This is a genomic window from Bartonella sp. AC130YNZD (assembly GCF_042196865.1).
Classification (GTDB): domain Bacteria; phylum Pseudomonadota; class Alphaproteobacteria; order Rhizobiales; family Rhizobiaceae; genus Bartonella.
The window spans coordinates 216,374-235,720 of the sequence record NZ_JBHIQZ010000001.1; the positions used below are offsets into that span (position 1 = coordinate 216,374).

At 39.0% G+C, this 19,347-nt stretch carries 16 protein-coding genes; 12 read left to right on the top strand and 4 right to left on the bottom strand.

Features of this window, described 5'->3' with window-relative positions; all coding sequences use genetic code 11:
- Positions 1-64 precede the first annotated feature (64 nt).
- The 5 genes from sucC (at position 65) to lpdA (ending at position 8,012) form a co-directional block, all read left to right on the top strand.
- Positions 65-1,261, top strand: a complete 1,197-nt coding sequence (gene sucC / locus ACFINU_RS00815) for an ADP-forming succinate--CoA ligase subunit beta (RefSeq protein ID WP_375617435.1) — start codon at positions 65-67, stop codon at positions 1,259-1,261.
- Positions 1,262-1,264: 3 nt separating this feature from the next.
- Positions 1,265-2,167 carry a succinate--CoA ligase subunit alpha gene (gene sucD / locus ACFINU_RS00820; protein WP_375617434.1) on the top strand — a complete coding sequence of 301 codons (903 nt, stop codon included), beginning with the start codon at positions 1,265-1,267 and terminating at the stop codon, positions 2,165-2,167.
- Between the two features lie 163 nt (positions 2,168-2,330).
- The gene (locus ACFINU_RS00825) at positions 2,331-5,330 is read left to right on the top strand and encodes a 2-oxoglutarate dehydrogenase E1 component (RefSeq protein ID WP_375617433.1); all 3,000 of its coding nucleotides are present in this window, start codon (positions 2,331-2,333) and stop codon (positions 5,328-5,330) included.
- Positions 5,331-5,362: 32 nt separating this feature from the next.
- On the top strand, positions 5,363-6,574 hold the full coding sequence (gene odhB / locus ACFINU_RS00830) for a 2-oxoglutarate dehydrogenase complex dihydrolipoyllysine-residue succinyltransferase (protein ID WP_375617432.1): 1,212 nt from the start codon (positions 5,363-5,365) through the stop codon (positions 6,572-6,574).
- Positions 6,575-6,605: 31 nt separating this feature from the next.
- A complete protein-coding gene (gene lpdA, locus ACFINU_RS00835) occupies positions 6,606-8,012 on the top strand; it encodes a dihydrolipoyl dehydrogenase (RefSeq protein WP_375617431.1) in 1,407 nt (468 codons plus the stop codon).
- A gap of 1,016 nt (positions 8,013-9,028) precedes the next feature.
- Here lpdA and ACFINU_RS00840 read toward each other — a convergent pair.
- Both ACFINU_RS00840 and ACFINU_RS00845 read right to left on the bottom strand, forming a co-directional pair.
- On the bottom strand, positions 9,029-10,267 hold the full coding sequence (locus ACFINU_RS00840; RefSeq protein ID WP_375617430.1) for a saccharopine dehydrogenase NADP-binding domain-containing protein: 1,239 nt from the start codon (positions 10,265-10,267) through the stop codon (positions 9,029-9,031).
- A 55-nt stretch (positions 10,268-10,322) separates the two neighbouring features.
- Positions 10,323-11,420, bottom strand: coding sequence for a carboxynorspermidine decarboxylase (locus tag ACFINU_RS00845; RefSeq protein WP_375617565.1), 1,098 nt, complete (start codon positions 11,418-11,420; stop codon positions 10,323-10,325).
- A 167-nt stretch (positions 11,421-11,587) separates the two neighbouring features.
- Between ACFINU_RS00845 and ACFINU_RS00850 the strand changes: the two genes are divergently transcribed.
- The 7 genes from ACFINU_RS00850 (at position 11,588) to mnhG (ending at position 18,366) form a co-directional block, all read left to right on the top strand.
- The gene (locus ACFINU_RS00850) at positions 11,588-12,085 is read left to right on the top strand and encodes a BA14K family protein (RefSeq protein WP_375617429.1); all 498 of its coding nucleotides are present in this window, start codon (positions 11,588-11,590) and stop codon (positions 12,083-12,085) included.
- A gap of 229 nt (positions 12,086-12,314) precedes the next feature.
- On the top strand, positions 12,315-15,236 hold the full coding sequence (locus ACFINU_RS00855) for a monovalent cation/H+ antiporter subunit A (protein ID WP_375617428.1): 2,922 nt from the start codon (positions 12,315-12,317) through the stop codon (positions 15,234-15,236).
- Positions 15,236-15,577 carry a Na+/H+ antiporter subunit C gene (locus ACFINU_RS00860; protein WP_375617427.1) on the top strand — a complete coding sequence of 114 codons (342 nt, stop codon included), beginning with the start codon at positions 15,236-15,238 and terminating at the stop codon, positions 15,575-15,577. The genes ACFINU_RS00855 and ACFINU_RS00860 overlap by 1 nt, the downstream gene beginning before the upstream one ends.
- Complete coding sequence (locus ACFINU_RS00865) at positions 15,577-17,199, top strand: monovalent cation/H+ antiporter subunit D (RefSeq protein WP_375639453.1); 1,623 nt, start codon at positions 15,577-15,579, stop codon at positions 17,197-17,199. The genes ACFINU_RS00860 and ACFINU_RS00865 overlap by 1 nt, the downstream gene beginning before the upstream one ends.
- The gene (locus ACFINU_RS00870; protein ID WP_375639452.1) at positions 17,196-17,681 is read left to right on the top strand and encodes a Na+/H+ antiporter subunit E; all 486 of its coding nucleotides are present in this window, start codon (positions 17,196-17,198) and stop codon (positions 17,679-17,681) included. Before ACFINU_RS00865 ends, ACFINU_RS00870 begins: the two co-directional genes overlap by 4 nt.
- Positions 17,678-17,959, top strand: a complete 282-nt coding sequence (locus ACFINU_RS00875; protein WP_375639451.1) for a K+/H+ antiporter subunit F — start codon at positions 17,678-17,680, stop codon at positions 17,957-17,959. Before ACFINU_RS00870 ends, ACFINU_RS00875 begins: the two co-directional genes overlap by 4 nt.
- Positions 17,956-18,366: a monovalent cation/H(+) antiporter subunit G gene (gene mnhG / locus ACFINU_RS00880; protein ID WP_375614351.1), complete on the top strand. Its 411-nt coding sequence runs from the start codon at positions 17,956-17,958 to the stop codon at positions 18,364-18,366. The genes ACFINU_RS00875 and mnhG overlap by 4 nt, the downstream gene beginning before the upstream one ends.
- Positions 18,367-18,382: 16 nt before the next feature.
- On the opposite strand, the gene ACFINU_RS00885 is transcribed toward mnhG, so the two are convergent.
- A complete protein-coding gene (locus tag ACFINU_RS00885) occupies positions 18,383-18,775 on the bottom strand; it encodes an MliC family protein (protein WP_375633929.1) in 393 nt (130 codons plus the stop codon).
- Between the two features lie 17 nt (positions 18,776-18,792).
- Positions 18,793-19,188, bottom strand: coding sequence for an MliC family protein (locus tag ACFINU_RS00890; RefSeq protein ID WP_375617422.1), 396 nt, complete (start codon positions 19,186-19,188; stop codon positions 18,793-18,795).
- Between the last annotated feature and the right edge of the window lie 159 nt (positions 19,189-19,347).

Here is a 19,347-nt window from a genome sequence, read left to right on the forward strand (position 1 = left end):
AATAAGTATTTAGAATGTTAAAACTTTAGGATTAATAAGATCCATAAAAGAAAAGGACAAATGCATGAATATCCATGAGTATCAGGCCAAACGTCTGCTTCATGAATATGGAGCACCAATTGCAAATGGTGTCGCTGTTTATTCTGTAGAGCAAGCTGAAAAATGGGCGGAAAAATTGCCTGGACCTCTCTATGTGGTTAAAAGTCAGATACACGCTGGTGGTCGTGGTAAGGGTAAGTTTAAAGAACTTGGTCCTGATGCAAAGGGTGGTGTTCGGCTTGCACAATCTGTTGAAGAAGTTGTTGCAAATGTTCAAGAAATGTTTGGAAAAACTTTGGTAACCAAACAAACTGGTCCAGAGGGTAAGCAGGTCAACCGCCTTTATATTGAAGATGGTGCCGATATTGAACGGGAGCTTTATCTTTCACTTTTGGTTGATCGTAGCGTTGGTCGAATTGCTTTTGTTGTTTCAACAGAAGGTGGAATGGATATTGAAACGGTTGCTGAAGAGACACCAGAAAAAATATTCACGCTTCCCATTGATGCTGTAGAGGGTGTTACTTCAGCTGATTGTGCAAGACTTTGTGATGCGTTGAAACTACAAAGTAGTGCGCGAGAAGATGGTGAAAAGCTTTTTTCGATTCTCTATAAGGCATTTTGTGAAAAAGATATGAGCCTTTTAGAAATCAATCCGCTTATTGTGATGAAAGATGGTCACTTGCGTGTTCTTGATGCGAAAGTTTCTTTTGATAATAATGCTCTGTTTCGTCATCCAGATATTTTAGAATTGCGCGATCTTTCAGAAGAAGATCCAAAGGAAATAGAAGCATCAAAGCATGATCTTGCTTATGTTGCTCTTGAGGGTACGATTGGTTGCATGGTTAATGGTGCTGGGCTTGCTATGGCGACAATGGATATCATTAAGCTTTATGGAGCAGAGCCAGCGAATTTTTTGGATGTTGGTGGTGGAGCATCAAAAGAAAAGGTGACAGCTGCTTTTAAAATTATTACGGCCGATCCAAATGTTAAGGGCATTTTAGTTAACATTTTTGGTGGTATTATGCGTTGTGATGTCATTGCTGAAGGTGTGGTTGCTGCTGTTCGTGAGGTTGGTTTAAAGGTTCCCTTGGTTGTTCGTCTTGAAGGTACTAATGTTGAGCAAGGTAAAGCAATTATCAATGAGAGTGGTTTGAATGTTATTCCTGCTGATGATTTAGATGATGCTGCCCAAAAAATTGTTGCAGCCGTGAAGGGAGCTTAAGCTATGTCAATTCTTGTGAATAAAGAGACAAAAGTTCTAGTTCAAGGGCTTACAGGAAAAACAGGAACATTTCATACAGAACAGGCACTTGCTTATCATGGTACGCAAATGGTTGGTGGCGTTAATCCTAAAAAGGGTGGAGAAACATGGGAAGGTTCAAAAGGCGAAACTCTTCCTATCTTTGCTAATGTTGCAGAAGCAAAAGAAAAAACAGGCGCGGATGCTTCCGTTATTTATGTTCCTCCTGCAGGGGCTGCGGCAGCTATTATAGAGGCTATAGAAGCTGAAATTCGTTTAATTATCTGTATTACGGAAGGTATTCCCGTTATGGATATGGTTAAAGTGAAGGCGCGATTAGAAAACTCAAAGTCTCGTCTTATTGGTCCTAATTGTCCCGGTATTCTTACACCAAATGAATGTAAAATTGGTATTATGCCTGGTTCTATTTTTAGAAAAGGTTCTGTTGGGGTTGTCTCGAGGTCGGGAACTTTAACTTATGAAGCCGTTTTTCAGACGAGTCAGGAAGGTCTCGGACAAACAACTGCTATAGGGATTGGTGGTGATCCTGTTAAGGGTACTGAATTTATTGATGTGTTGGAAATGTTTTTAGCGGATGATGAAACTCAGTCTATTGTTATGATTGGTGAGATTGGTGGTTCTGCTGAAGAAGAAGCAGCACAGTTTTTGCAAGATGAAGCAAGAAAAGGTCGTAAAAAGCCAGTTGTTGGCTTTATTGCTGGCCGTACGGCTCCTCCAGGACGTACAATGGGACATGCTGGTGCTGTTATTTCTGGTGGTAAAGGTGGAGCAGAAGATAAAATTGCGGCAATGGAATCAGCAGGGATTTGTGTGTCTTCTTCGCCATCACAGATAGGTAAGACTTTGATGTCAGTTTTGAAAGGCTAAAAGAAAGTTTCACCTGAATAAGAAAAGGTTCTTAGATTCAGGTGAAAAAGCTTGAGTATAAAAAGGTAAAACTTTTTTGAATGTTCGAATCACTGCTTGTTTGTAAGCATTTAAAGGTCAAAAAGAGATATAAGGAGACGGAATAAATGTTCCGGAGAAGTATATGGCAAGGCAGGACGAAATAAATAGCCTTTTTGCACAGACATCATTTCTTTATGGTGGGAATGCGGATTATATAGATCAACTTTATGCTCAATATGAAAAAGATCCTACCAGTGTTGATTCACAGTGGCGTGCTTTTTTTGAAGGACTTCATGATAATAAAGAAGATGTTCTTAAAAATGCTGAAGGAGCAACATGGCAGCGTGATCATTGGCCATTAAAAGCAGAGGGTGAATTGATTTCTGCTCTTGATGGTGATTGGTCTTCTCTTGAAAAATATTTTGGCAATAAATTAAAGGAAAAAGCAATAACAGGTGCTGCACAAAAGGGAAAAACTTCCAGTGAACAAGATATTATTCGTGCAACACGTGATTCCGTTCATGCAATTATGATGATCCGTGCGTTTCGAGAACGGGGACATCTTCATGCGCAACTTGACCCTCTTCAATTAGCCGAAAAACAAGAAGATTATAAGGAACTTTCTCCAGAAGCTTATGGTTTTACTCCAGCTGATTACGAGCGTCCCATTTTTATTGATAATGTTTTAGGGTTGGAATATGCAACTATTCCCCAAATGCTTGAGATTCTCAATCGTACCTATTGTTCAACAATCGGTGTGGAATATATGCATGTTTCTGATCCGGTTCAGAAAGTATGGCTTCAAGAACGCATTGAAGGGCGAGATAAAAAAAATTCTTTCACACAACAAGACAAGAAAGCTATTCTGAATAAGCTTATTCAGGCAGAGGGATTCGAACAGTTTTTAGACACTAAATATAAAGGTACAAAGCGTTTTGGACTCGATGGTGGTGAGGCGCTGATTCCCGCTCTTGAACAGATTATCAAATGTGGTAGTGCTTTGGGGGTTAGGGAAGTTATTTTAGGGATGGCCCATCGTGGTCGTTTAAATGTTCTTTCACAAGTTCTTGCCAAACCGCATAGGGCTATTTTTCATGAATTCAAAGGGGGATCTTACAAGCCTGATGATGTGGAGGGATCCGGTGATGTCAAATATCATTTGGGAACTACCGCTGATCTGGACTTTGATGGTAAAAAAGTTCATTTATCGCTGTTGGCCAATCCATCTCATCTTGAGATTGTTGATCCGGTTGTTATGGGAAAAGCACGTGCTAAACAAGATCAACTTATGGGACCTGCGCATACTGATTTACTCCCATTAAGTGAGCGTTCAAAAGTGATGCCATTGCTTATTCATGGTGATGCTGCTTTTGCAGGACAAGGCGTTATCCAAGAAACTTTTGGTCTTTCAGGTCTTAAAGGTTATCGTGTTGCAGGCTCACTTCATGTTATTATCAATAACCAGATTGGTTTTACAACATCTCCACGTTTTTCACGTTCTTCGCCTTATCCATCAGATGTCGCAAAAATGATTGACGCACCAATTTTTCATGTGAATGGTGATGATCCTGAGGCAGTTATTTTTGTTGCCAAAATAGCAACAGAGTTTCGCCAAATTTTCCATAAACCAGTGGTTATTGATATGTTTTGTTATCGCCGTTATGGGCATAATGAAGGTGATGAACCTTCCTTTACGCAGCCGCTTATGTATAAAGCAATACGTAATCATAAAACAACACTTCAACTTTATAGTGACCAATTGGTAGCAGAAGGAATGGTTACTTCAGAAGAGATTGAGCAACAAAAAAAATTATGGCGCGATAAGCTTGAAGGTGAACTTGAAGCAAGTGCTTCTTATAAACCTAATAAGGCTGATTGGCTTGATGGAAGCTGGACGGGACTCAAAGCTTTTAGTAGTTCTGATGAGCAGCATTCTAGAACAACTGGTGTTGAATTAAAAACTTTAAAGGAAATTGGTCAGAAAATTGTTGAAATTCCGGCAGATTTTCACGTTCACAAAACCATTCAACGTTTTTTAAATAATCGTGCTAAAATTTTTGAAACCGGTGAGGGTGTTGACTGGGCAACTGCTGAAGCTTTAGCTTTTGGTTCACTTTGTTTGGAAGGAGCACCGGTTCGTCTTTCCGGTGAAGATGTTGAACGGGGAACTTTTTCACAACGTCATTCAGTTCTTTATGACCAAGAAAATGAGGCGCGTTATATTCCTTTGAACCATTTACAAAAGGGGCAAGCGCTTTATGACGTTGTTAATTCTATGCTTTCTGAAGAAGCTGTTCTTGGTTTTGAATATGGATATTCTCTTGCTGAACCACGAGGATTAACACTTTGGGAAGCACAATTTGGTGATTTTTCTAATGGTGCACAGGTCATTTTTGATCAATTTATTTCATCCGCAGAGCGTAAGTGGCTTCGTATGTCTGGTCTTGTGTGTTTATTGCCTCATGGTTTTGAAGGGCAAGGGCCGGAGCATTCTTCTGCACGTTTAGAACGGTTTCTTCAACTTTGTGCGGAAGATAATATGCAGGTTGCTAATTGTACAACCCCTGCAAATTATTTTCATATTTTGCGTCGACAAATTAAGCGTGATTTCCGGAAGCCATTGATTTTGATGACACCGAAATCACTTTTACGTCATAAGCGAGCTGTTTCTTTTCTAAATGAAATGGGGCCAGAAACAAGTTTCTGTCGTGTGTTGCTTGATGATGCAGAATGTCTCAAAGATTCTGTCATTAAGTTGCAAAAAGATAATAAGATTCGCCGTGTCGTTCTTTGTACTGGTAAGGTTTATTACGACCTTTATGAAGAACGTGAAAAAAGGGGTATTGATGATGTTTACCTCCTTCGTGTTGAACAGCTTTATCCTTTTCCTGCAAAAGTTTTGGTGAATGTATTATCGCGCTTTTTGCAGGCGGAAGTTTTTTGGTGCCAAGAGGAACCAAAAAACATGGGGGCTTGGTCATTTATTGAGCCTTATTTGGAATGGGTTTTGACGCATATTAATGCGCAATATTCACGTGCTCGTTATGCAGGACGTCCTGCGAGTGCGTCACCGGCCTCTGGGTTAATGGTGAAACACCTTGAACAACTGGCTGCGTTTCTTAAAGACGCGTTAGGTTCTTAATTTATTACTACTCTGATGTATGGAAAAATATTATGACTACTGAAATTCGTGTTCCTACTTTGGGCGAATCGGTTACCGAAGCAACGGTTGGCAAATGGTTTAAAAAACTTGGCGAAGCTGTCGCTATGGATGAGCCTTTGGTTGAATTAGAAACTGATAAGGTAACCGTTGAAGTTCCTTCTCCTGTTGCTGGGAAATTATCTGAAATCATTGCAAAAGAAGGCGATACGGTTGAAGTAAATGCTCTTTTAGGAGTGGTGAAAGCTGGAGAAGCTGGTATCTCCCAATCACTTTCACCTTCTGCTACACTTGTTCCAGCGGCTTCATCTGAATCGGAGAAGCCTGCTTTGAGCAGTGCAATGCCTCCTTCTCCTTCAGCAGCAAAATTGATGGCTGAAAATAATGTTGCAAAAAGCGATATTTCAGGTTCTGGAAAACGTGGACAAATTCTTAAAGAAGATGTTCTTGGTGGATTAAAACAAAGTACAAATGCTCCTACACCCTCTTCTTCTGCGACGAGTTCTTCGGCAACTCCTGTCCAAGAAACACGTGAAGAGCGGGTTCGTATGACGAAATTGCGTCAAACAATTGCTCGCCGTCTTAAAGATGCACAAAATGTAGCAGCAATGTTAACCACATTTAATGAGGTTGATATGTCAGCGGTGATGGATTTGCGCAAGCGTTATAAGGATATTTTTGAAAAGAAACATGGTGTTAAACTTGGTTTTATGGGTTTTTTTACCAAGGCTGTTTGTCATGCATTAAAAGAACTTCCTGCTGTTAATGCAGAGATTGATGGGACAGATATTGTTTACAAAAACTATGTCAATGTTGGAATTGCTGTTGGAACGGATAAAGGGCTTGTTGTTCCAGTGGTGCGAGATGCAGATCAAATGTCATTGGCAGAGATTGAAAAAGAGATTGGTCGTTTGGGGCGTCTTGCGCGTGATGGAAAATTAGCCGTTTCTGATATGCAGGGCGGAACTTTTACCATTACCAATGGTGGTGTGTATGGATCGTTGATGTCAACACCGATTTTGAATGCACCACAATCTGGTATTTTGGGAATGCATGCGATTAAAGAGCGAGCAATGGTTGTTGAGGGTCAAGTTGTGATCCGCCCCATGATGTATTTAGCGCTTTCTTATGATCACCGTATTGTGGATGGGCAAGAAGCTGTGACTTTCCTTGTGCGTGTTAAGGAAAGCTTAGAAGATCCGGAACGCCTTGTTCTTGATTTGTAAAATACAGTTTTCAGGATGAAAGGAGAAACGGATGTCTTATGATGTGGCTGTGATCGGAGCGGGTCCAGGTGGTTATGTAGCAGCAATAAAAGCGGCGCAGCTGGGACTTAAAGTAGCAATTATTGAAAAGCGTACAACATTAGGAGGAACATGTCTCAACGTTGGTTGTATTCCTTCTAAAGCGTTGTTGCATGCTTCAGAAGTGTTTTCTGAAACCCAGCATGGTTTTGAAACGCTTGGTATTTCTATTGGTAAATCTAAGCTTAATCTTGAACAAATGATGGTTCATAAGAAAGCTGTGGTGACAGCCAATACGAGTGGTGTTTCTTTTTTGATGAAAAAAAATAAAGTTGATACTTTTTTGGGGACAGCCAAAATTTTGAGTGCGGGTCATGTAGAAGTTGTTGCCAGAGATGGTAATAAACAAACAATTGAGACAAAAAATATTATTATTGCTACCGGTTCAGAGAGTTCAGGCATTCCAGGAGTGAATGTTGAAATTGATGAAAAGACTATTGTTTCTTCTACGGGAGCTCTTTCACTTGAAAAAGTACCAACGCATATGATTGTAGTAGGTGCTGGTGTCATTGGTTCAGAACTTGGATCAGTTTGGAGCCGTTTAGGTGCTAAGGTGACCATTATTGAGTATCTTAATAAAGTTTTGGGCTCAATGGATGGTGAAGTTTCACGGCAATTTCAGAAATTAATGGAAAAACAGGGGATTGAATATAAAACTGGTGCAAAGGTAACAGCTGTTACACAATCTGGCTCAACTGCTCAGGTGAGCTTTGAATCTGTCAAAGGTGGTGAATCTGAAACTTTAGAGGCTGATGTTGTGCTTATTGCTACTGGACGTTCTCCTTATACAGAGGGGCTTGGCTTACAAGAGGTTGGTGTTCAGTTAGATGAACGCGGATTTATTTCAATTGATGCTCATTGGCAGACGAATGTTCCAGGAATTTATGCGATTGGTGATGTTGTAAAAGGGCCAATGCTAGCACATAAAGCAGAGGAAGAAGGCGTTGCTGTGGCAGAAATTTTGGCAGGTCAAAAAGGGCATGTTAATTTTGATGTTATTCCTAGTGTTGTTTATACACAGCCGGAAATTGCGAGTGTAGGAAGGACAGAAGAAGAGCTAAAAACTGCTGGTATTGAATATAATGTTGGCAAATTTCCTTTTATGGCCAATGGTCGTGCACGTGCAATGCAAAAGAGTGATGGGTTCGTTAAAATCCTTTCTGATAAAAAAACAGATCGGGTATTAGGGGGGCATATTCTTGGATTTGGTGCTGGTGAAATGATCCATGAAATTGCAGTTTTAATGGAATTTGGTGGTTCATCAGAAGATCTGGGACGTTGTTGCCATGCACATCCTACCTTATCAGAAGCCGTGCGTGAGGCAGCTTTGGCAACATTTGCTAAACCACTTCATATTTAAAAAGCTTTTAAAAAGTAAATTTTAAAAGGTACGGAGGGCAGAAAATATTTGTGAAGCATGCAACAACATTTTAAAACTTAAAAAAAGAATATAACCAATTGTATTGAAATGTCCCATTTGTTGTATGCTTTTCGATAATTACTGTTTTAGATATCTGTTGTGCATTTTTGATTGATTATTCTGTTGTGCAATATCGTTTAGAGCGGTGGTGTTTAGTCTATGTAAAGTTTTATATATGGGGTAGTTTTTATACTGTTATAAAATATTTAAGATAAGATTCTGAACCTATCTGCGTGCTTTGTGTTAAGAAAACATCTCTCAAAATGCTTAAATCTACTTCGCGATGGTGTTCATGAATGGTATAGCTGTAAAGTTCCTCTTGAAATATATGAAATTCATTCAAACTGTTATAAGACCTATTGTGCACTATAATCTTTATGTTTAGTAAAAGTACACGCTGGTATTATAATACACTTTTTCAGTTCTCAATATTGCTAAAACTCTTTATTATTTGAGAGTTTGTGATTAAGAGAATTTTACAGTATTCAGCGTTATAAATCAACATGTTGTATATGATGGTGAATCATATGAAGAGAGAAGCCAAGAGGAATTCACCCAAAGAAATTGAATTGTTTAATGATTGGTGTGGGTTAAGGATCTTTGTCATTTAAGATGAAGAGGGGAGGGATTAAATATTCTACAAAATACCGCTCTTCTTTAAAAGAGCGGTATTTTTATATCTTTTGTTTATGACACTATCTTTTGATGATAATGACAAGTTATACAGTGTGATTAAATTAGTTTTTTCTTCTCTGTTTTTCTTGATCATTGATCGCTATGTCTTAAAAAGATGCTATGTCTCTTCTTTAGGGTTGTTAAGAAATCGCAATGTTGCCAAAATATAACGAATAGCTAAAATTTTTTTGAAAACCATAATTACACGAGAATATTAAGTTTGTTTTCATTGGGCAGTTTTGTGATAACTTAAAAAATCAAGCATATGCTTTCTATAGGTATTAAAATTGTAATTTTTTATCCTCTTGTTGTTCTCTTATAAAAGTGGGAAGCCCCATATGATCAAGATATTTAAGGAAAGGGTGGGGTGGTAATTCTTCCACATTGACCATAGTTTTAACATCCCATTCACCTGTGGCAATAAGAAGAGCTGTTGCGGCTGCTGGTACGCCAGCCGTATAGGAAATGCCTTGTGCCCCAGTTTCATGAAAAGCTTGTTTGTGATCGGCTATATTATAGATAAAAATTTCTCTCGGGTTTCCATCTTTTTCGCCTTTAATAAGATCTCCAATACAGGTTTTTCCTGTGTAGTCTGGGGCAAGAGAGGAAGGGTCGGGTAAGACGGCCTTTACGACTTTCAAGGGCACGACTTCTTGTCCTTCTGCTGTCCTAATGGGCTGTTCAGATAAGAGACCAAGATTTTTCAGAACCGTAAAAACAGTGATATAACGATCACCAAATCCCATCCAGAAACGGACATTCTCTACATCAAGATTTTTGGAAAGTGAATGAATTTCATCATGTCCTGTCATATAGGCTTTTTGTTTTCCCACAACGGGAAGATCCCATTCATGGCTGACTTCAAACATTTTATTGGAAGTCCATTTTTTATTTTGCCATGACCATACTTGTCCTGTAAATTCACGGAAGTTAATTTCTGGATCAAAATTTGTAGCAAACCAACGTCCATGATTTCCAGCATTAATATCAATAATATCAATATCTGTGATTTTATCAAAATAATCATCGCGCGCTAATGCTGCATAAGCATTTACTACACCTGGGTCAAAACCTGCTCCTAAAATAGCGGTTATACCAGCTTTTTCACATTCTGGACGCCGAGGCCATTCATAATTGCCATACCAAGGAGGTGTTTCACAAATTTTCAATGGGTCTTCATGAATCGCTGTATCGATATAAGCGCATTTGGTTTCAATACAAGCTGAAAGAACAGACATATTAAGAAAAGCAGAACCAACATTAATGACAATTTCACATTTGGTCTTTTGGATGAGCTTTATAGTTTCTTCTACATTCATGGCATTGAGCGAATGGCTTTTGAGAACACCTTGCTCTTTCATTGTGTTTTTTTCTTTAATAGAAGCAATGATGGCTTCACATTTTTTGAGTGTTCGTGAAGCAATATGAATTTCACCAAGAATATCGTTGTTTTGAGCACATTTGTGTGCAACAACTTGTGCAACACCTCCAGCACCAATAATGAGAACATTTTTTTTCATTGTAGGTTCATCTCCCTTTTTAATACTGTTGTATGACGTTTTTTATGGTTTATCTTTATGAAAGGCTTTCCTGATAGTCGTTATAGCTGAATTGGCGTTGAAGTGTTAATGTATCATCGCACTCTTTGAGAACAATAGCAGGCATTGTAACGCCATTAAACCAGTTTTTCTTGACCATTGTATAACCTGCTGCATCCTGAAAAGACAGCCTATCGCCTATTTTAAGAGGTTTTTGAAATTGAAATGTTCCAAAAATATCGCCGGCAAGACAAGATTTTCCACAAATCATAATTTCGTGTGGTCCTAGATTAGGTTCTAATTTGGCATTTTCACGATAAATGAGAAGATCAAGCATATGTGCTTCAATTGAGCTATCAACGATGGCTAGATTCTTTTCATTATACAATGTGTCAAGAACACTGACTTCTAATGTGGTGCTTTTGGTAATAGCAGCTTCTCCTGGTTCTAGAAAAAGAGTAACACCATGAGTTTTAGAAAATTGTTTTAAGCGTTTTGCGAAAGCTTCTAGAGGATAATTTTCAGCCGTAAAATGGATTCCGCCGCCAAGGCTTATCCAGTCAACAGCAGAAAAAAGTTCTGCAAATTTTTCTTCCATATATCCAAGCATTTGGTTAAAAAGATTAAAGTCAGCATTTTCACAATTGTTATGGATCATCAATCCGTTGATAAGAGGCAGAACTTCTTTGATAGCGCTTTGGTTTGTTTCTCCTAAGCGGCTAAAAGGGCGAGAGGGGTTGGCAAGATCAAAATTTGATGTGCTGATTCCTGGATTTAACCTTAAACCTCTTTGAATGGTTTTTGTTGCATCAGAAAAGCGTTGAAGCTGTTGGATGGAATTAAAGATGATTTTATCTGCATAACCACAGGCTTCATCAATTTCATCATCTGCCCAAGCCACTGAATAAGCATGGGTTTCTTTGCCAAATTTTTCTCTTCCTAAACGTAGTTCATAAAGGGATGATGATGTGGTTCCATCCATGAACTCAGACATTAAATCAAAAACACTCCATGTGGCAAAACATTTTAAAGCAAGTAAAATTTTAGCTCCGGACATTTCCCGTAAACGAGAAATTGTTTGCATGTTTTTGATGAGTTTCGATTTGTCTATAAGATAGTAGGGGGTTTTTATCATCATTTATTCATTCTTTTTTGAAGGATCTTATTGCCAAGATCAACGTTTAGTACAAAGAGTAACAGAATGTCTCAAGAAAAAAGAATCTTAAGAAAAGAATCTGTTTCTGTCTAGCAAGAGAAAGGCTTTCTGTAATTACTGTTGTTTATTATGTTGAGTTTTTTGTTATGAGTATGAAAAAAAAATTATATTATGCTTTAGCTTTTGTATTTGCTAGTAGTTTTTTCATTATAACAACCACTCTTGTTAATTGGGGGCAAAATAGAAGTGACGCTAAAGCCAAACTGGTTACTCAGACTTCTGTCCTAGATAGTTCGGTGCCTCTGATTTTTACGGGGCGTAGAGAACTTAATGGTTTCAAAGGTTATCGTCATTATCGGCGTGGTTATCGTAAATACAGTGATAATTGGTGGTATCCTGAAGTGGCATTTGTTACATCGCCGCACTTAAGCACAAAAGGCGCATCATTAAAAGTTGTACCAGATGCTAAAAAAGTGTTTTTAACGTCTTCTTCGGAAAAATTAGAAAAAAAAGAGCCATGGATGCTTAAACAACATATTGAATCTTGCCGTGCGCGTTATCGCTCTTATAATAAAAATGATAATAGTTTTCAGCCTTTTCATGGGGGGCGTAGGCAGTGTTTATCACGCTTTTTTAAAGGATAGAAATTAAATAAAATTTTAATTGCTTCTTGTCGTGGGCGTTATTGTTCTTACAATAAAGAGAAGACTTTTGTTGTGCGCAGTATTTTCATGCCAGCATTGTTTTTTTAAAAATTTTAAATGCTTTTAAGTTTTATTAAATCTTATTATCATTAAGTGTGGAATGGGGGGTGAGAATATAAGTTTTTATTTTGTCGATGACAAAATATTAAGGCAAAATGGAGTTTAAAGAATGACAACACGGGAAGCAATGTTGGTATTGCTTGTTTTGCTTCCCTTTGGTGGAAGTGCTGTCATTGGCTTTTTTCGTTCGACAGCAAAAAATAATGAAGCGTGGTTTGCTGGGGTTGTCGCACTTTTCTGTCTTATTTTTACAATAATGCTTTATCCGGAAGTTCGCGGAAACCACATAGTGCGTTTAGATATTTCTTGGCTTCCAGAATGGGGAAGCGATTTGATTCTCCGCATAGATGGTTTGTCGTGGCTTTTTTGCTTGCTTATTACAGGGATTGGGCTGCTTGTTGTCATTTATTCACGTTATTACATAGATCCAGCGGATTCTGTACCGCGTTTTTTTTCCTTTTTTTTGGCCTTTATGGGATCAATGATAGGAATAGTTTTATCAGGTAATCTCGTCTTTTTGGTTGTTTTCTGGGAACTCACCAGTATTTTTTCTTTTTTGCTAATCGGCTATTGGTACCATAATGCAAGTGCGCGTGAGGGTGCGCGTATGGCTCTAACGATCACAGGTTTTGGCGGCTTTGCCCTTTTTATTGGAGTTTTATTGATTGGGTATACTGTTGGCAGTTTTGATTTGGATAAGGTTCTGCAGTCTGGAGATATGATCCGGTCAAGTTCTCTTTATAGTCCTATCCTTATTTGCATTTTATTGGGAGGGTTGACAAAAAGCGCGCAATTTCCCTTTCATTTTTGGCTACCCAACGCGATGGCTGCTCCAACCCCTGTATCGGCTTATTTGCATTCGGCAACAATGGTAAAAGCGGGATTGTTTTTGCTTGTTCGTTTATGGCCTGTGCTCTCTGGAACAGAATCTTGGTTTTGGCTGGTTGGCTTTTCAGGACTCTCAACTCTTCTTCTAGGTGCTTATTTTTCCATGTTTCAGCAAGACTTGAAAGGACTGCTTGCGTATTCGACTATTAGTCATCTTGGATTAATTACAACACTTTTAAGTCTTGGTAGTTCACTTGCATGTGTTGCGGCAATCTTTCATATGGCTAATCATGCTACTTTTAAAGCTTCTTTATTTATGGCTGCTGGCATTATTGATCACGAGACGGGAACACGTGATATGCGTAAACTGTCAGGGCTTTATCGTTCTATGCCTATCACAGCAACTCTTGCTTTAGTTGCGAGTGCAGCGATGGCTGGGGTTCCTTTGTTGAATGGTTTTTTATCGAAAGAGATGTTTTTTGCTGAAGCTGTTGAAACGCATATGGAATCATGGCTCGATTGGATTGCGCCTTATGTGGCAACGCTAGCTAGTCTGTTTAGTGTGACCTATTCTATACGCTTTATTCATGGCGTTTTTTTAGGACAAAAGCCTGACAATTTACCCAAGACTCCCCATGAACCACCGCATTTCATGCGTTTACCAATGGAGCTTTTGGTGTTTATTTGTTTAGCGGTTGGTATTTTTCCTAATTTAACAATAGGACCTATTTTAGATAATGCGGTCGTGTCTGTTTTAGGAACAATGACAATTCCTTATAGTTTGGCTGTTTGGCATGGGTTTAACACTCCATTAGTGATGAGTTTTGTTGCATTATTAGGGGGCGGATTGCTCTATGCTGTCGGGCATCGTTATTTTTTATCCTGTGATGATGGGGCTCCTTTTTTCCGTCACTTAAAAGGACCGCGTATTTTTGAACGCATTCTCGTAATTATTTCTTGGAAATGGGCCCGTGCGGTGGAATCTGCTTTGTCAACACGCCGTTTGCAGATCCAATTGCATTGGATTTTTTGGGTCTGTTTTGCTTTTGTTGGTCTTTTACTTTGGTGCGATGGTTTCATTCCAGTGGGGACATTACCGCTTTTTCCACTTGATATTCCTTTTCTCGCTCTTTGGCTGGTTGGCGGATTATGTGCGCTTTTAGTTGCTTGGCGAGCAAAGTTTCATCGTCTTGCTTCACTTATGCTTTTAGGGGGAGCTGGTTTGATGACTTGTGCAACCTTTTTATGGCTTTCTGCTCCTGATTTAGCAATAACACAATTGGTTGTTGAGGTTGTTACAGTCGTTTTATTATTGCTTGGTTTACGGTGGTTGCCTAAACGTTTGCATGACCCTGGGCCAGCTGCTGTTCGTTTTTGGGTTCGCTTGCGTCGTTTCCGTGATTTCATCATATCCCTTGTAGGAGGTGCTGGTGTAGCATGGCTTTCTTTTGCAGTGATGACACGTCCCCAAGGTACAACGATTTCTGATTTTTTTCTAACGCATGCTTACTCAGATGCTGGTGGTCGCAATGTTGTGAATGTGTTATTGGTTGATTTCCGTGGTTTTGATACCATGGGAGAAATTGTGGTTTTGGGTGTTGTTTCCCTTACTGTTTTTGCCCTATTACGACGTTTTCGTCCTGCGCCTGAGAGTATTGATGCGCCTTTTCAACAACGTATCCAGAAAGCCTTTGATATAGCACAGCCTAATCGAAATGTGGGAGATACAGTATTGAATTATTTAGCTGTTCCTGCTGTTATTATGGGTTGGCTCTTTCCGATTATTATCGCTTTTGCTATTTATTTATTCATGCGAGGGCATGATCTGCCAGGAGGTGGATTTGTCGGTGGTATTACTTTGGCAATAGGATTTATTTTACAATATCTTGCACGCGATATTCGGTGGGTGGAAACGCATTTGAGAGTTTTACCTTTGCGTTGGATAGGCTTTGGCTTATTGTTGTCAGTCGTAACGGGGATGGGCTCTTGGTTTTTTGGATATCCTTTTTTAACATCCTTTTTTCGATATATTCATCTTCCGTTAATTGGGAAAGTTTCCATGGCATCCGCTTTTTTGTTTGATTTTGGTGTGCTTTCTCTTGTGTTAGGAGCAACTGTTCTCATTTTAATTGCGCTTGCACACCAGTCAATTCGGAGTTACCGAATCGGTAAGAAACCTATTTTAAAAGAGAAGGAAAATTAATGGAAATTGTTCTTTCTTTGGGTATCGGTGTTTTTGTCGGATCAGGTATTTGGCTTGTTTTGCGTCCACGTACTTTTCAAGTCATTCTTGGTTTGTCCTTGATCTCCTATGGTGTTAATCTTTTTATATTTTCAATGAGTAGACCGCGTAGTAATGCTGCTCCAATTGTTGATCCTACCCCTGTTATTAATCCAGCTAATTATGTCGATCCTCTCCCACAAGCCTTGGTTTTAACTGCAATTGTGATTGGTTTTGCAACAACAGCTTTATTTTTAGTTATCTTGTTGGTTTCACGTGGTTTAACGGGTTCTGATCACGTTGATGGACGTGAGGTGCAATAATGGAAATAGGAGTGCATCATCTCCTTATTTTGCCTATTCTTTTGCCGTTAATCACTGGAGCACTTCTTCTTTTTTATGATGAACGTCGTGCAAGACTTAAATCATTCATCAGTCTTTCTTCTGCGGGACTGTTGGTCGTTACTGCCATTTTATTGATTATACGTACTCTTGAAATAGCACCGGCTTGCGATGTTTATCGACTTGGTAATTGGCCGTCTTCTTTTGGAATTGTTTTAGTCCTTGATCGCTTAAGCGCTATGATGCTTTTACTTTCCAGCTTGTTGGTGACTAGCGTGTTGGTTTTTGCGCGGGCTCATTGGTACAAAGCTGGTTCTCATTTTCAGTCACTAATGCAATTTTTTATGGTGGGGATAAATGGTGCTTTTTTGACTGGTGATTTATTTAATTTATTTGTGTTTTTTGAAGTTATGTTAACAGCTTCCTATGGGCTTGCTTTGCATGGTTCTGGTCAAACACGCGTGCGCGCAGGGTTGCATTATGTCGTGGTTAATCTTGTTGCTTCATTATTCTTTTTAGTTGGTATAGCGCTCATTTATGGAGTCGTTGGTACTCTTAATATGGCCGATTTGGCTGTTAAAATAAAATATATATCTTCTACAGATATTGTTTTGTTCGAAATAGGTGTTGCACTTTTAGGTATTGCTTTTTTGCTTAAAGCGGGTATGTGGCCGCTTAATTTTTGGTTGGTGCCAACTTACAGTGCAGCAGTAGCGCCAGTTGGAGCTTCTTTTGCACTTTTGAGCAAGGTGGGTATTTATATTATTTTACGTTTAACGTTGCTATGGTTTGGTTCTGAAAGTGAATATTTTAACCATTTTGGTCATACGGTTTTGTTTTATGGTGGGCTTGCCACTATGATTGTTGGTTTTATTGGGGTATTGGCAAGCCAAGTTTTGGTGCGTTTGGCAGCTTATAGTGTCCTTGTCTCTTCTGGTACATTGTTGACTGCGATCGGGATAGGCAATGCAGCACTGACAGCAGGCGCACTTTTTTATATTGTTTCTTCAACTTTAGCACTGGGAGCTTTTTTTCTTTTGGTAGAGTTGGTTGAACGCTGTCAAGATGTGGCTGCTAATGTTCTTGCTGTCACAATGGAGGTGTATGGTGACGATGAAGAGGAGGAAGAAGATGAAGTTGGCATCTATTTTCCAGTAACCTTGGCAATTCTTGGAGCTTGTTTTGGTATCTGTGCCATTTTGATTATTGGATTGCCGCCTTTTTCTGGTTTTGTTGCTAAATTTATGATGTTCATGGCAATTTTAAACCACAGTAGAGAGGATTTTTCTGCCTCTCTACCGGTTTACCAAGATTGGCTTTTTGTAGTTTTTGTCACTCTCTCTGGTTTTGCGGCTTTGATTGCATTGACACGAACGGGTATCCGAACTTTTTGGGTTTCTCTTGAAGGGCGTATTCCCCGTGTGCAAGTGATAGAATTTGCGCCTATTGCCGTTCTCCTTGCTTTGTGTTTTCTTATAACAATTGTAGCTAGTCCTGTTAGTCATTATATGTCTGAAACTGCTAAGACTTTATATGAACCTCAAAACTATATTGGGAGCGTTTTAACGGATTTTTCTCTCGAAAATAGGGAGGTGAGTAAATGAATCGTTTTTGTCCTTCCCCTTTTTTCAGTGGTGTCATTGTCCTTATGTGGCTTATTTTAAATGGTTTTAGTTTAGGGCAATTGCTTTTAGGGATTTTAACCGCTTTGTTTTGTGGTTGGATGATACGGCTTCTGGAGCCGGAGAAGGCTGTTATTAAAAGCTGGAGTGCGGTTTTTCGTCTCGTTTTTCGAGTATTTATAGATTCTATATTCTCAAATGTTTCGGTGACTTGGTTTGTTTTAACAAAAAGGTCTCGAGAGCAGAAATCTGGTTTTATTGTAGTACCTCTTCTGCTTCATAATCGCACTGCTTTGGCTATTTTAGCATGTATCCTTTCGGCAACCCCTGGAACTGCTTGGGTTGCCTATAATAGTAAAAAGGGTGAACTTTTGCTTCATGTCTTAAATTTAAAAAATGGATATGATTACAAACAGTTGATCAAAAAACGGTATGAGCAATTGCTTTTGGAGATTTTTTTATGAGTATGGTGATTCTTTATTGGGGGCTTTTCTTTTCACAGTTTTTTTTAAGTTTAGCGGTGATTTTCGCGCTGTTTCGGTTGATTTGTGGTCCACGGGCGCAGGATAGAATTGTTGGTTTGGATGCCCTTTATATAACTACTATTCTTTTGTTTCTTACATTCGATATTCGTTCAGGAACAACCACTTATTTTGTCGCAGCTCTCATTATTGGATTGTTGGGATCTGTCTCAAGCATCGCTTTGGCGAAATTTCTTATGCGGGGGGAGATTATTGAATGAAAGATGATATATCGCTTGTGGTTGCTATTGCTATCACAGTTTTCTTAATATTAGGGTCTGGATTGACATTGATCGCAACGATAGGTTTGGTGCGTTTTTCCAATTTTTATAAGCGTTTGCATATGCTTTCAGTATGTACGAGTTGGGGCGTTGGTAGTATTCTTATTTCTTCATTTCTTTATTCAATATTTGTGGACCATTATTTTGTTTTTCATGAAGTGTTGCTAATGTTTTTTTTATTTTTAACAGCGCCGGTAGCTTCTATGTTGCTCTCACATACAGCAGCTTATCGACATCATTCAGAAGAACAGTCAGAAAAACCGCTGGCTCTTTTATTACACCAGACGGAGGAAAAGTTACCCACGTCAGAAGGAACATCAAGAGATGAGAGCCAGCGCGGTTCTTGAAATGTAAGAACCTTCTTTATTCTGTGCTTTTTTCTTCTACACAGTGGATGGGCTTTTCTTCTTTTGGATCATTAATAAGATCGTAAAATATGGCTTCATTTTTAGTTATCCACCAAATGTATTGACCACCCACATATTTTCCTCCAGAAGCGGCAATTACATTAGAACCAACGATGCGCTTACCGTTCCATTTTAAATCAACAAGCGCAATATTGCCAGCATTATGATAAGTTGCCTCAACATGCTCTTTGCTTGTTCCCATGTCGCATTGATAGGAGACGGTCTCTGTTGTTGGTTCTGGATCATTTGGTACTTCAATGACTAAAGAACTTGCTAATGCATTAATTGAACCGAGAAGGAACACACTTAAAGTAATGAAAAATTGTTTAGTAAAAGAAATTTTTTTCATAATATTTCCCGTGTTATTTAAAATAATAATGTTGACTCATCTTTACATAGGATAGGTTTTTTTTCTTCTGGATCCTGAGCAAGGTCATAAAGCGTGACTTCTTTGTTCTTCTCCCACCAGATGTACTGAGCTCCTGCAAATTTTGCTCCTGTTGCCGCGATGACATTAGCAGCAATGACACGATCACCGTTCCATTTGAAATCAACCAACGAAATATTGTCAGCATTAAGATAAACTGCCTCTACGCGCTCTTTACCTGTTTCAGTATCACACTGATAGGTAATGGTCTCTGTTTTGGGCTCTGGATTGTCTGGTACTTCAATGATTAAAGAACCAGCTAAGCTATTGTTTGAGCTGAAGAGTGATAAACTTAAAGCGGTGAAAAATCCTAAAATGTGCAAAGTTTTTTTCATGATGCTTCCCTATATTCCTAATATTGTGCACAAAGAATAATTTGACTGATACGATGGTGTCTACGGCAGGATTCGAACCTGCGACCCCAGGATTCATACCACTTCGATTTTCACCGCCAGCCTTATCGGCTGTTTGTGGTCTGGACTGTCTCTTCACCT